Origin of the sequence: Psychrosphaera saromensis, from assembly GCF_002954545.1 — a bacterium.
Classification (GTDB): domain Bacteria; phylum Pseudomonadota; class Gammaproteobacteria; order Enterobacterales; family Alteromonadaceae; genus Psychrosphaera; species Psychrosphaera saromensis.
Map to the genome: position 1 here is coordinate 329695 of NZ_MSCH01000003.1, position 14959 is coordinate 344653.

General features: G+C 40.0%; 11 protein-coding genes and 1 riboswitch. Of the genes, 5 read left to right on the forward strand and 6 right to left on the reverse strand.

Annotated features, from left to right (window positions below):
• Positions 1-42 precede the first annotated feature (42 nt).
• Positions 43-251, reverse strand: a riboswitch (cobalamin riboswitch).
• A gap of 4 nt (positions 252-255) precedes the next feature.
• Positions 256-858 (reverse strand): histidine phosphatase family protein, encoded by a 603-nt coding sequence (locus BTO11_RS01475; protein WP_181135814.1) that lies wholly within the window; start codon positions 856-858, stop codon positions 256-258.
• A gap of 192 nt (positions 859-1050) precedes the next feature.
• Here BTO11_RS01475 and fusA (BTO11_RS01480) point away from each other — a divergent pair, with 192 nt between their 5' ends.
• The 5 genes from fusA (BTO11_RS01480) to BTO11_RS01500 all read left to right on the forward strand — a co-directional run bounded on the left by fusA (BTO11_RS01480) (position 1051) and on the right by BTO11_RS01500 (position 6128).
• Positions 1051-3147: an elongation factor G gene (fusA, locus tag BTO11_RS01480; RefSeq protein ID WP_105050919.1), complete on the forward strand. Its 2097-nt coding sequence runs from the start codon at positions 1051-1053 to the stop codon at positions 3145-3147.
• A gap of 131 nt (positions 3148-3278) precedes the next feature.
• A complete protein-coding gene (rluF, locus tag BTO11_RS01485) occupies positions 3279-4019 on the forward strand; it encodes a 23S rRNA pseudouridine(2604) synthase RluF (protein WP_105050920.1) in 741 nt (246 codons plus the stop codon).
• A gap of 200 nt (positions 4020-4219) precedes the next feature.
• Entirely contained in the window at positions 4220-4981 is a 762-nt protein-coding gene (locus BTO11_RS01490) for a DUF4097 family beta strand repeat-containing protein (protein WP_105050921.1), read from the forward strand.
• Between the two features lies 1 nt (position 4982).
• Complete coding sequence (locus BTO11_RS01495; protein ID WP_229793382.1) at positions 4983-5225, forward strand: PGPGW domain-containing protein; 243 nt, start codon at positions 4983-4985, stop codon at positions 5223-5225.
• Between the two features lie 99 nt (positions 5226-5324).
• The gene (locus tag BTO11_RS01500) at positions 5325-6128 is read left to right on the forward strand and encodes a crotonase/enoyl-CoA hydratase family protein (RefSeq protein ID WP_105053629.1); all 804 of its coding nucleotides are present in this window, start codon (positions 5325-5327) and stop codon (positions 6126-6128) included.
• 89 nt (positions 6129-6217) lie between these two features.
• Here the strand turns inward: BTO11_RS01500 and tuf are convergent, their stop codons facing one another.
• From tuf to rpoC, 5 genes are all read right to left on the reverse strand, one after another.
• On the reverse strand, positions 6218-7402 hold the full coding sequence (gene tuf, locus BTO11_RS01505) for an elongation factor Tu (RefSeq protein WP_105050922.1): 1185 nt from the start codon (positions 7400-7402) through the stop codon (positions 6218-6220).
• 59 nt (positions 7403-7461) lie between these two features.
• Positions 7462-9564 carry an elongation factor G gene (gene fusA, locus BTO11_RS01510; protein WP_105050923.1) on the reverse strand — a complete coding sequence of 701 codons (2103 nt, stop codon included), beginning with the start codon at positions 9562-9564 and terminating at the stop codon, positions 7462-7464.
• Between the two features lie 36 nt (positions 9565-9600).
• The gene (gene rpsG, locus BTO11_RS01515; RefSeq protein ID WP_105050924.1) at positions 9601-10071 is read right to left on the reverse strand and encodes a 30S ribosomal protein S7; all 471 of its coding nucleotides are present in this window, start codon (positions 10069-10071) and stop codon (positions 9601-9603) included.
• Between the two features lie 77 nt (positions 10072-10148).
• Positions 10149-10523: a 30S ribosomal protein S12 gene (rpsL, locus tag BTO11_RS01520; protein WP_105050925.1), complete on the reverse strand. Its 375-nt coding sequence runs from the start codon at positions 10521-10523 to the stop codon at positions 10149-10151.
• 243 nt (positions 10524-10766) lie between these two features.
• Positions 10767-14930, reverse strand: a complete 4164-nt coding sequence (gene rpoC / locus BTO11_RS01525; protein WP_105050926.1) for a DNA-directed RNA polymerase subunit beta' — start codon at positions 14928-14930, stop codon at positions 10767-10769.
• Positions 14931-14959: the final 29 nt, after the last annotated feature.

Genomic DNA, 14959 nt, shown 5'->3' on the forward strand with positions numbered 1-14959 from the left:
TTTATAAAATATTGATTTATTTTCTCTTATAAGATTAATAAAATAATATTAAGTTAAACTTTTGGTATCCTGACTTACAGCATCTCAGCATTGCTCTTCCTAAACCTTCTATATGTTAAAATATCTAAGGCCAGTGGTTACAATACGGCTCTGTTTACAGTTGCGGGTACAGTTGTGGAATCCCTCATTACTAAAGCTATTTACTAAAAGTAAGGCCACCACATTCCCAATATGTTTAACTTGTTTTTTACAATATTAAAATACTAACACAGGCCATGGATAGCCGTCTTCATCTAATGTGACTTCTATATTCACTATTCCAGCATAATTAACTTTATAAGCACCAACTATATTGTTATCAACATGGCTATTTGAATATTTAGCCATTAATAAGTTATTTAAGATTTGCTTGATCACGCCAGCATGAGTAACAACCACTACAGCACTTTCATCTTCTCTTATTAACTTTTGCCACCAATTATTAATTCGAGTTTGAAACTCATGAAACGACTCCCCGTTCGGTGGCGTTACCGTAGTGGGACTTTGCCAAAAATCACCTATCGATGGTGTTTGATGCCAAAGTGAATCGTAGCTAAGCCCATCCCAGTCACCAAAGTCCATTTCTTTTATTTGTTCATCTATCTCTAATTTAATATTGCGTTCTTCAGCAATTAAATTGGCCATTACTGCACAACGCTTTAACGGAGAACTGATTATCCTATCAAACGTTAAGCCATTAAAACGATTGGTTAACTGTTGCTTGCCAAGTGAAGACAATTCAATATCTGTATGTCCTAACAACAGGCCTAATTGTTTTGGTTCGCCATGCCTAATTAAGGCTATCTTTTTGGTTTTCAAAATCACCTACTTAATACAAATAAAATTACGCCGAATCATCTCGCACACTGTAACGAAATATCAGTACATTTGTGAGATAACTTTTATAAATAGGTAATGTTTTTTTTGAAAAAGTGTGCTGTTTTGTATAATTAATGATAGAATCCCGCGGATTTTTTTAAACACATTATTATAAAGAAGATAGAGAATACAATGGCTGATTTGTCCAAGTATAGAAACATAGGTATCTTTGCTCACGTTGACGCGGGTAAGACTACTACTACAGAACGTATTTTAAAATTAACTGGTCAAATCCATAAGACTGGTGAAGTACACGACGGTGAGTCAACTACTGACTTCATGGAACAAGAAGCTGAGCGCGGAATAACAATCCAATCTGCTGCTGTAAGTTGTTTCTGGAAAGGTCACCGTTTTAACGTAATCGATACTCCTGGACACGTTGACTTCACTGTTGAAGTTTACCGTTCTCTTAAAGTATTAGACGGTGGTGTTGGTGTATTCTGTGGTTCTGGTGGTGTTGAACCACAATCAGAAACTAACTGGCGTTATGCAAATGACTCAGAAGTTGCACGTATAATTTTTGTTAATAAATTAGACCGTATGGGTGCTGATTTTTACCGTGTTGTTAAACAGGTTAAAGACGTACTTGGTGCTAACCCACTAGTTATGGTTTTGCCAATTGGTATAGAAGACGAGTTTTGTGGTGTTGTTGACCTACTTACACGTAAAGCATACATTTGGGATGACACTGGTCTTCCTGAAAACTTCGAAATCACTGATGTTCCTGCGGACATGGTTGATCAAGTAGAAGAATATCGTGAAATGCTAATCGAAACTGCTCTTGAGCAAGACGATGACCTTATGGAAGCATATTTAGAAGACGGTACTGAACCGGCTATGGACGAAATCAAACGTTGTATCCGTGCTGGTACTCGTACAATGGATTTCTTCCCTACTTTTTGTGGTTCTGCATTTAAAAACAAAGGTGTTCAAAACATTCTTGACGCTGTTGTTGATTACTTACCTTGCCCAACTGATGTTGATCCTCAGCCGCTTACTGATGAAGAAGGCGAGCCGAATGGTAAATTTGCAATCGTTGATGCAAACGAAACATTTAAAGCATTAGCATTTAAAATCACTGATGACCGTTTTGGTTCACTTACTTTCGTACGTATCTACTCAGGTACGCTTAAGAAAGGTGATACTATAATGAACGCTGCTACAGGTAAAACTGAGCGTGTTGGTCGTATGTGTGAAATGCAAGCTGATGACCGTAACGAACTTACTTCAGCACAAGCGGGCGACATCATCGCTATCGTTGGTATGAAAACTAACGTACAAACTGGTCACACTTTATGTGATCCTAAAGATCCAATCATCCTAGAAGCAATGGTTTTCCCTGAACCAGTAATCTCTATCTCTGTTAAGCCTAAAGATAAAGGTTCAACTGAGAAAATGGGTATTGCTATCGGTAAAATGGTTGCAGAAGATCCAACATTCCGTGTTGAGACTGACCAAGATTCTGGCGAAACAATCCTATCTGGTATGGGTGAGCTTCACTTAGACATCAAAGTTGATATCTTAAAACGTACATACGGTGTTGAATTAGAAGTTGGTGAGCCTCAAGTTGCTTACCGCGAAACAATCACAAAAGCAGTTGAAGATTCTTATACTCATAAGAAACAATCTGGTGGTTCTGGTCAATTCGGTAAAATCGATTACCGTATCAAGCCTGGTGAACCTGGTTCTGGTTTCACGTTCTCATCAACAGTTGTTGGCGGTAACGTACCTAAAGAATTCTTCCCTGCAATCGAAAAAGGTTTTGCTGGAATGATGGACACTGGTGTACTTGCTGGTTTCCCTGTACTTGACGTTGAAATCGAACTTTATGATGGTGGCTTCCACGCCGTGGATTCATCTGCTGTAGCATTTGAATTAGCAGCACGTGGTGCATTCCGTCAGTCTATTCCTAAAGCTGGTGCTCAACTTCTTGAGCCTGTTATGGCTGTAGACGTGTTCACTCCTGAAGATCACGTTGGTGATGTTATCGGTGACCTTAGTCGTCGTCGTGGCATGATCGCTGGTCAAGAAGCCGGTGCAACTGGTGTTCGTATTAAAGCTGACGTACCACTTTCAGAAATGTTTGGTTACATTGGTTCACTACGTACTATGACTTCAGGCCGTGGTCAGTTCTCTATGGAGTTCAAAAACTACATGCCTTGTCCAGGTAGTGTTGCTGATGAAGTAATTGCGAAAGCAAAAGCTGAAAAAGAAGCAGCTAAAAAGTAAACCTTTTTAGACGCAAAAAAACCCACTTTTTTAAGTGGGTTTTTTATTATAAAAAATTCAAAATCCTAGAGGCTATAGCTTCGTCTATATATGTTATTATCCCCTGTCTTAATCGCTAAAGGTCCAACACTGTGTCAGAACAAATAGGTAAACGCCTCAATAAATTTATTAGTGAATCTGGTTACTGCTCACGCAGGGAAGCCGATAGATTAATAGAGCAAGAAAGAGTAAAAATTAACGGTGTTATCCCAGAGCTAGGCACTAAAGTTATGGCTGGCGACAAAGTAACAGTTAATGGTAAGCCTATAGGCGCTATGCCAGACAATAAATCAGATAGAGTGTACATAGCTTATAATAAACCTATTGGCATCACCTGCACCACGGAGAAGCACATACGAGGCAATATTGTTGACGCAGTTAATCATAGCCAACGTATTTTTCCAATAGGACGCTTAGATAAGCCATCGGAAGGATTAATATTTTTGACGAGCGATGGTGATATCGTCAATAAAATACTCAGAGCTGAAAATGCCCATGAGAAAGAGTATCTAGTTACAGTAGATAGACCGCTGAACGACCGCTTTAAAAGTAAAATGGAAAAGGGTATACCAATACTCGACACCATTACTAAACCTTGTAAAGTTCAGCTTGTTGGCGCAAAGCAATTTAAAATAATCCTAACTCAAGGGTTAAACCGCCAAATTAGACGCATGTGTGAATACTTAGAATATGACGTTGTTAAACTAAAACGCACAAGAATAATGAATGTTGATTTGACAGGCTTAAGAGTTGGCCAATGGCGTGAATTAACAAAGCAAGAAATGAACACTATAAATAAAGCCGTATCTAGTTCATCAAAAACAGCAGAATAAAATCCTCGGTATTTTAAATCCCTAATAGACAATAGTCATAAAGACCATTTTTTGGTTTTTATGACTAGCTCATTATCAACCACACACTCACATTAAAAATAAAACCCAATAAATTCATAAAGTTAAACATTGGCTTCATTATTGATATAAACCACATAGGATATAAACAATACTAGCCAAATAGACTTATTGGAAATCAAATGAAAACAGTAAAATTAATTACCCTTCTCGCTCTTACCACAGCAATATCAGCTTGTGTCTTTCACGTTGGTGGCAAAGGAAAAACAGCCAATGTTAAATTAACAGAAACCTTGCAGCTCGACGCATCTGTATTATCAGAATTGGTTATAGACGCTGGAGCTGGCTCTCTAACTATCATTGGTAGTGATACAACAACCATTACTGTAGAAGCTAATATAACGACAGACGAAAACAAGAGTTATGTACTTACCCTAGAAAAAATGGGTAATAAAGCTAAGTTGATCGCCAGCCAAGATAGCTTTGGTAATTGGTACGGTAGCTCGCCATATACAGACCTAACGGTGACAGTTCCACAAAACTTAGCATTAGATATAGATGACGGTTCTGGTGACATTCGTATTTCACGTGTGAATAATTCAGTGTCTGTCGATGATGGTTCCGGTTCAATGACTATCTCAAATATTAATGGTGCACTTAATATTGAAGACGGATCAGGTTCAATAAGCCTTAATGACATTAACGGCAACATTAACCTAGACGATGGTTCTGGCGAAGTAACAATAGAGAATACCAATGGCGATATTAATATTGAAGATGGTTCTGGAGAAGTTACCGTGCTAAATACCAGTGGCAAGGTGAGCATAGACGATGGTTCAGGTGACATTACAATAAAAGGTGCCGGTGGCTTAAAAATTATTGAAGCTGGTTCTGGTGGCCTAAAAGTGTCAAGTATAACTGGTGAAATGGATATAGACTTTTAATATGAATAGTTACTTACTGATCAGAAAAGTTTTACTCACCATAATAGGCGGTGCATTAACTTTATTAGGTTTAATATTCATCGTATTGCCTGGCCCTTCGGTACTATTCTTACTTCCTGGTTTATACCTATTAAGTTTAGAATACGAACAAGCTAAGGTTTGGCTTAAAAAAGTTCAAAAGATGATGACAAAAACTAGCCGTTGGATAGATAAGAAAATTCGCCAACGAAAGCACTCGTATTAATTACAGAAATAAAATGGAAGCGACAAGCTTCCATTTTTTTATCGCTAAATCTTGTATTTCACGGTAACGTTAATTTTATTTGCCACAAATAAGTTACCTATGACTAACAGCCCAGTTACCCTCAACATTTCAGATAATGGTATTGCTACCGTTAGCTTAAATAAACCTGAAAAATTAAATGCACTCGATATTGAGATGTTTTTAGCTATCAAAAACACCATTAAATCACTCAGAAAAAACCGCCAGATTCGAGTTGTGATCTTGACCGGAGTAGGCCCTGACTTTTGTACTGGACTAGATGTTAAGTCGGTTATGAGTAAACCTAGCTCAGCCCTAAAATTATTATTTAAATGGCTACCTGGTAATAGTAACTTAGCGCAAAAAGTGACAAGCATGTGGCGTGAGTTAAATGTACCGGTTATTGCAGCCATACATGGACGATGCTGGGGCGGAGGATTACAAATAGCCTTAGGTGCTGACTTTAGAATTGCACAGTTGAATTCATCATTAAGCATTATGGAGAGCAAGTGGGGACTTATTCCAGATATGGCTGGCAACACACAAATAAGAAAGCTGATGCCAATTGATGTGGCAATGAAACTAACCATGACAGCAGAAACTCTAACTGCAGATCAAGCTTTACAATATAACCTAGTCACTGAAGTACACGATTCAGCATTGGATAGAGCAAATGAATTAGCCTTAAAATTAATCGAAAAATCACCTGATGTATTAGCCGGTGTTAAAAAACTATTTAACCAAAACTGGAGTCGTTCAGATAGAACGTTTTTTGCTAAAGAAAGTTGGTATCAAGTAAAGATACTCGCTGGAAAAAATCAAAAAATCGCCACCCGAAAAGCACTAGGAAAAGAAGCAGAATATAAAGCCAGAATGCATTGGTGAGCAAATAAATATAAACAATAAAATATAAATTACAGGCAATAAAAAAGGTCACCTAAGTGACCTTTTTTTCAATTAAGACTAAGTCTTAATTAAGCTATTACTGATGCTACAACACCTGCACCAACTGTACGTCCGCCTTCACGGATCGCGAAACGTAAACCTTCGTCCATCGCGATAGGAGCAATTAACTCTACTACCATCTTGATGTTATCACCAGGCATTACCATTTCAACGCCTTCTGGAAGCTCTACAGCACCAGTTACGTCAGTTGTACGGAAGTAGAACTGTGGACGGTAACCTTTGAAAAATGGAGTGTGACGTCCGCCTTCTTCTTTAGATAACACGTAAACTTCTGATTCAAATTTAGTATGAGGCTGGATTGAACCAGGCTTCGCTAATACTTGACCACGTTCAACTTCTTCACGTTTAGTACCACGTAATAATGCACCAATGTTCTCACCTGCACGACCTTCGTCAAGCAACTTACGGAACATTTCAACACCTGTACAAGTTGTTGTTTGAGTTTCTTTAATACCAATGATCTCTACTGTATCACCAGTGTTAACGATACCTTGCTCAACACGACCTGTTACTACTGTACCACGACCTGAAATTGAGAATACGTCTTCGATAGGCATGATGAATGGCTTATCGATATCACGCTTAGGCTCTGGAATATAAGTATCTAGAGCTTCTGCAAGTTCTAAAATCTTCGCTTCCCAATCTGCTTCGCCTTCTAACGCTTTAAGCGCAGAACCTTGGATTAATGGTAAATCATCACCAGGGAAGTCATATTCAGAAAGAAGTTCACGAACTTCCATTTCTACTAATTCGATTAGCTCTTCATCATCAACCATGTCACATTTGTTCATGAATACGATGATGTAAGGAACGCCAACCTGACGAGAAAGTAGGATGTGCTCACGAGTTTGAGGCATAGGGCCATCAGTCGCAGCTACTACTAAGATAGCACCGTCCATTTGCGCAGCACCAGTGATCATGTTTTTAACATAATCCGCGTGACCTGGGCAATCTACGTGTGCGTAGTGACGTGACGGAGTGTCATACTCGATGTGAGAAGTATTAATAGTAATACCACGCTCGCGCTCTTCAGGAGCGTTATCGATTTGTGCGAAATCTCTTGATTCGCCACCGTATGTTTTACTTAACACTGCAGAAATTGCTGCTGTTAAAGTAGTTTTACCGTGGTCAACGTGACCGATTGTGCCAACATTTACATGTGGTTTAGTACGTTCAAACTTTTCTCTAGCCATTTTTAAGTTTCCTTAAATTAAATACAACCTTAATAGGTCATTGATTCAAAAATAATTAATTATCTACGCGCAGACATAATTTTGTCTGCTACATTATTTGGTGCTTCACCGTACTTCAAAAACTCCATAGAGTAAGAAGCACGTCCCTGAGTTGCACTACGCAAATCAGTAGAGTAGCCAAACATTTCTGCTAGTGGTACTTGAGCTTTAATCGCTTTCATACCAGCTGGTGCTTCATCCATACCGTCGATCATTCCACGACGGCGGTTTAAATCACCAACAACATCACCCATTGAAGCTTCTGGCGTTATAACTTCGACTTTCATCATAGGTTCTAACAGCTTTGGAGTCGCGTCCAAAGCACCATCTCTAAATGCCATCGAAGCGGCGATTTTAAACGCCATTTCGTTAGAATCTACATCATGAAATGAGCCATCATATAATGTGGCTTTAACACCCAACACAGGATACCCAGCAAGAACGCCACTCTTCATCTGCTCTTTGATACCTTGATCAACAGCAGGAATGAATTCTTTAGGTACTGAGCCGCCTACGGTTTCGTTAACGAAAACATAAGGTTCATCACTTTCAATGTCTATTGGCTCTAGCTTCAGCCAAACGTGACCATATTGACCACGGCCACCTGACTGACGTATAAACTTACCTTCAACTTCAACGGCAGAGGTTATGCACTCACGATACGCCACTTGTGGCTTACCTACATTGCACTCTACACTAAATTCACGACGCATACGGTCGACAATTATGTCTAAGTGAAGCTCACCCATTCCTGAGATAATGATTTGACCCGATTCTTCGTCAGTTTCGACTTTGAATGACGGGTCTTCAGCCGCTAATTTACTTAACGCCACAGCCATTTTCTCTTGATCAGGTTGTGATCTTGGTTCTACTGCTATTGAGATTACAGGTTCTGGAAACTCCATACGCTCAAGCGTAATCTTGTGATCAGGGTCACATAATGTGTCACCTGTAGTCACTTGTTTCAGACCAACTGCAGCAGCAATATCTCCCGCGCGTACTTCTTTAATTTCTTCGCGGTTATTTGAGTGCATCTGTACGATGCGCCCAAAACGTTCTTTTTTGAATTTAATTGGATTGTAAACACTGTCACCAGTTTGTACAACACCAGAATAAACTCTGAAAAACGTCAAGGTACCAACAAACGGGTCTGTGGCTATCTTAAATGCCAAAGCAGCAAAAGGTGCTTTGTCGTCCGCTGGACGTTCACCAACAGTTCCGTCTTCATTAATACCAGTTATAGCTGGAACTTGAGTAGGCGCTGGCAAGTATTCGACAACCATATCTAATACTGCTTGCACACCCTTGTTCTTAAATGCTGAACCACAAGCACAAAGTACAATCTCATTTTTTAATGTTCTTTCACGTAGGCCGAATTTAATTTCGTCTTCGGTTAACTCTTCACCTTCAAGATACTTATCCATTAATTCATCAGTAGCTTCAGCAGCAGATTCAATCAACTCTTGTCGATATTCTTCTGCTTCTTCAACTAACTCTGAAGGAATGTCTTCATAAGTAAAACTCATACCTTGGTCAGCTTCGTTCCAGTTGATGGCCTTCATTTTAATGAGGTCAACAACACCTTGGAAATTATCTTCAGAACCTATAGGTAATTGAACAGGAACTGGCACAGCCCCTAGACGGTCTTTAATTTGACCAACTACGGAGTGAAAATCAGCACCGGTGCGATCCATTTTATTAACAAATACCATGCGAGGGACTTTGTATTTGTCCGCTTGACGCCAAACTGTTTCAGTTTGAGGTTGTACACCCGAAGATGCACATAACACCACAACAGCCCCATCAAGAACTCGTAGAGAACGTTCAACTTCAATCGTGAAGTCAACATGCCCTGGAGTATCAATAATGTTTACTCTGTGTTCGTCAAACTGAGAATCCATTCCCTTCCAAAAACAAGTGGTAGCGGCAGACGTGATAGTAATACCACGTTCCTGCTCTTGCTCCATCCAGTCCATGGTCGCGGCGCCGTCGTGTACTTCACCGATTTTGTGAGAAATACCGGTATAAAAAAGCACACGCTCCGTTGTCGTAGTTTTACCTGCGTCTACATGAGCTACAATACCGATGTTACGATAACGCTCAATAGGAGTCTTACGAGCCATAAATTCCTCTTACCTGTTCCAGATATATAATGTTTTCTACCAACGGTAGTGAGCAAATGCTTTGTTAGCTTCAGCCATTTTATGAACGTCTTCACGTTTCTTAACTGCTGAGCCTTTGTTTTCAACCGCATCTGCTAGCTCATTAGCTAGACGTAACGCCATAGACTTCTCACCTCGCTTGCGGGCAGCTTCAATTAACCAACGCATGGCTAGCGTATTACGACGCACTGGACGAACTTCTACTGGTACTTGATAAGTAGAACCACCAACACGGCGTGATTTTACTTCCACAGTAGGACGAACGTTATCTAGTGCTTCTTCTAATAGAGCAAGGTGTTCTTTGCCTGATTTTTCGGCAGCTACATCTAACGCTATGTAGATGATTTTTTCAGCAACAGCTTTTTTACCATCTAACATTACTACGTTGATGAATTTAGTAAGTAATTCCGATCCGAACTTAGGATCTGGAAGGACTTTACGTTTAGCTATAACTCTTCTTCTTGGCATTTTAAATTCTCCGGTTGCTTCAGGGATATCCCAAAACTAATAAATTAAGTTTGCTTGGCCTTACTAACGGAGAACCGTTAAGACTTCGGTTTCTTCGCGCCGTATTTAGAACGGGCTTGTTTACGATCGTTAACACCTGAACAATCTAGTGCGCCACGAACTGTGTGGAAACGCACACCTGGTAGATCTTTAACACGACCACCACGGATCAAGATCACACTGTGTTCTTGTAGATTGTGGCCTTCACCACCGATGTAAGATGTTACTTCGTTACCATTAGTTAGACGAACACGAGCTACTTTACGTAGTGCAGAGTTCGGCTTCTTAGGTGTTGTTGTATAAACACGAGTACATACACCACGTCTTTGAGGACATGCGTCCAAAGCTTCAGACATATTACGTTTTGTCTTTTGCTGACGAGGTTTACGTACCAACTGGTTAATAGTTGCCATTTAAAGCTCCTGATTAGTTGATTTACTACCCATTCGGCGCACAAACGCGCCTCCCCTATAATTAGGGGTGGCGTATTCTAATGCTCAGTATTTCACCTGTCAAGTCAGTACTATTGGCCATTTCGCTGAAACGCCCATTTCTAGGGCTTTATTACCATAATTTAAATATAAATTTAATTGGTGAATTTATTTTAGCTATAAAAAAACCCGCTATAAGCGGGTTTTTATTATTTTAACGAGTGATTATTCAGCGTTTAACGCATCTGCTAATGCTTGTTCAGCATCAACTGCAGTCACTGTTTCTGTTGTTTCAGCTGCCTCATCAAAAGCTTTGGCTGCCGCAGCTTTGTCTAAGTGATAGCTAAAACCAGTACCTGCTGGAATTAATCGACCAACAATTACGTTTTCTTTAAGACCACGTAATCTGTCACGTTTTCCACCAACAGCAGCTTCAGTAAGTACTCTTGTTGTTTCTTGGAAAGACGCCGCTGATATAAATGATTCAGTAGACAATGATGCTTTAGTTATACCTAAAAGATCACGGTTGAATTTAACTAAATCTTTACCTTCTGCTTTCAATGCACGGTTCGCAATTTTAACTTTAGATACTTCAACCTGTTCTCCAACTAGGAACTCAGACTGACCTGCATCAGTGATAATTGCTTTACGTAACATTTGACGACAGATAGCTTCAATGTGCTTGTCGTTAATTTTTACACCTTGTAGGCGGTATACTTCTTGAACTTCATTAACTATGTAGTTCGAGAATGCAGTGATACCACGTAAGCGTAGGATGTCATGCGGAGCCTCAGGGCCATCTGCAATAACTTCACCAGTATAAACTGATTCACCTTCGTACACGTTAAGCTGACGCCATTTAGGGATCATCTCTTCGTGTGCTTCGCCTTCAGCAGGAGTAATAACTAAACGTTTTTTACCTTTAGTTTCTTTACCGTAACTGATAGTACCGCTGATTTCTGCAAGAATAGCAGGTTCTTTTGGTTTACGAGCTTCAAACAAATCGGCTACGCGAGGTAGACCACCTGTAATGTCTCGAGTTTTTGAACCTTCTTGAGGAATACGCGCTAGTACATCACCTGGAACAACAGCAGCACCATCTTTTGCTTCAATTGTAGTAAATGAAGGTAGACGAATTTCCTGTATACCAGACTCACCAGAGTCAACGATTAACTTAGGCTCTTTAGCGTTAGCTAAAGATAAGTCTTTAACAACCGTACGAGTCAAACCAGTAAGTTCATCAGTTTGAACTTCTGTATTCGCTTCTTCGATATCAGAGAACTGAATCTTAGCAGCACGTTCAACAATGATTGGATGTGAATGCGGGTCCCAGTTAGCAACTGTATCGTTACCTTTAACTTCAGCACCATCAGCAATCGTCATTACAGCACCGTAAGGTAGCTTGTAACGCTCTTTTTCACGACCTTGGTCGTCAATGATAGTAACTTCAGCAGAACGAGAAGTGATAACTAATCTACCGTCAGCATTTGTAACGTGTTTTGCATTATGAAGACGAACGGTACCGTCACTCTTAACTTGAACACTGTTAGCTGCTGATGCTCTAGATGCTGCACCACCGATATGGAACGTACGCATCGTAAGCTGTGTACCTGGTTCACCAATTGATTGTGCTGCAATAACACCTACTGCCTCACCTTGGTTAATCAAGTGACCACGAGCCAAGTCACGTCCGTAACAAGCTGCACAAACACCAAAGTCATTCTCACAAGTAATGATTGAACGAACTTCAACTTCATCAACTGAGTTCTCTTCTAAAAGGTCACACAGTTTTTCGTCTAACATGATTCCAGCTTCAACTAAAACAGTTTTAGTTTTTGGAATAACGATATCTTTAAGTACAACACGACCTAATACACGTTCGCGTAGTGGCTCAACAACATCACCGCCTTCAATAAGAGGTTTCATTGTTATGCCTTCTTCAGTTCCACAGTCATGTGCTGTGATAACCAAATCTTGGCCAACATCTACTAGACGACGAGTTAAGTAACCCGAGTTAGCTGTTTTAAGTGCGGTATCCGCCAAACCTTTACGCGCACCGTGAGTAGAGATGAAGTACTGTAGTACGTTCAGACCTTCACGGAAGTTTGCAGTGATTGGCGTTTCGATGATTGAACCGTCTGGTTTAGCCATCAAGCCACGCATACCAGCAAGCTGACGGATCTGAGCGGCACTACCACGAGCACCAGAGTCAGCCATCATAAACACGCTGTTAAACGAAGGTTGAGTTTCAGTTACACCATCACGATTAACAACTTGTTCAGTAGATAAGTTGTCCATCATCGCTTTTGAAACTTTTTCGTTTGCTGTAGACCAGATATCGATAACTTTATTGTATTTCTCACCAGCTGTTACTAGACCTTGTTGGAACTGGTCTTGAATTTCAGCAACTTCTGCTTGAGAGTCTTCAATAATTTCATGTTTTGCATCTGGAATAACTAAATCATCAATACCAATTGAGTTACCCGCTAACATAGCGTAGTGGAAACCGGTATACATGATTTGGTCGGCAAACATTACTGTGTCTTTAATACCAAGACGACGGTAACATTCATTGATCAACATTGAGATTTGTTTCTTACCAATTGCTTGGTTCATCAAATCAAAAGGGAAACCTTCAGGTGCAATCATAGATAAAATAGCACGGCCTACCGTAGTGTCTTTAATTGAAGTTACATTGGTACGAGTACCGTCTTCTGCAATTACAACTTCAGTCATACGAACTTTTACACGTGCGTGTAAGTCTGCACAACCTGTACGATATGCTTTTTCAGCTTCTTTTTTATCTTTGAAGATTGAACCTTCACCTTTAGCATTTACTCTGTCGCGAGACATATAGTAAATACCTAATACAACGTCCTGTGAAGGAACGATGATTGGCTCACCATTAGCTGGTGATAAGATATTATTTGTCGACATCATTAACGCACGAGCTTCTAATTGAGCTTCAAGTGTTAATGGAACGTGAACAGCCATTTGGTCACCATCGAAGTCGGCGTTATATGCCGCACAAACTAATGGATGCAATTGGATTGCTTTACCTTCGATAAGAACAGGTTCAAACGCTTGGATACCAAGTCTATGAAGAGTTGGTGCACGGTTAAGCATTACTGGATGTTGACGGATAACTTCATCTAAGATATCCCAAACTTCCGGCGCTTCACGCTCTACCATTTTCTTCGCAGCTTTGATTGTCGTTGCCATACCACGTAGTTCTAATTTTCCGTAGATAAATGGTTTGAATAATTCAAGTGCCATTTTCTTAGGTAGACCACATTGTTGTAGCTTAAGCGTAGGACCAACTGTGATTACAGAACGACCTGAGTAATCAACACGTTTACCTAGTAGATTCTGACGGAAACGACCTTGTTTACCTTTGATCATATCAGCCAAAGATTTAAGAGGACGTTTGTTAGAACCAGTAATCGCACGACCACGACGACCATTATCTAATAATGCATCAACCGCTTCTTGTAACATACGTTTTTCGTTACGCACGATAATATCAGGCGCAGCTAAGTCTAATAGACGTTTCAAACGGTTGTTACGGTTGATTACACGACGATATAAGTCATTCAAATCAGACGTAGCAAAACGACCGCCATCTAGAGGTACTAGTGGACGTAAATCTGGTGGTAAAACAGGAAGAACTGTCATAACCATCCATTCTGGACGGTTACCTGAGTTACAAAATGCTTCCATCAATTTAAGACGTTTTGTTAATTTTTTACGTTTAGTTTCAGAAGTTACCGTTGGTAATTCTTCTTTCATCTCAGCGTATTGTTGGTTGATATCGATATCTTTAAGAAGTTCAAAAACGGCTTCAGCACCCATTTTCGCTTCAAATTCATCGCCATGCTCTTCCAATGCATCTAAATATTCTTCTTCAGATAACATTTGGCCTTTTTCAAGAGTCGTCATGCCAGATTCTGTAACGGCATAAGATTCAAAATAAAGAACACGTTCAATATCACGCAACGTCATATCTAGCATTAAACCAATACGCGACGGTAATGATTTTAAGAACCAAATATGTGCAACTGGGCTTGCTAATTCAATGTGGCCCATACGTTCACGACGAACTTTGGTAAGCGTTACTTCTACGCCACATTTTTCACAAATTACACCACGGTGTTTAAGACGTTTGTATTTACCACATAAACACTCATAGTCTTTAACTGGGCCGAAGATACGAGCACAGAACAAACCATCACGTTCAGGCTTGAACGTACGATAGTTAATTGTTTCTGGCTTTTTAACTTCACCAAATGACCAAGAACGAACAACGTCTGGTGACGCTAGGCCGATTCTAATTGAATCGAACTCTTCGCTCTTGTTTTGTTGTTTCAAAAACTTAAGTAAGTCTTTCACTTGTGTTCTCCTGTCGGAGTGAAACATTA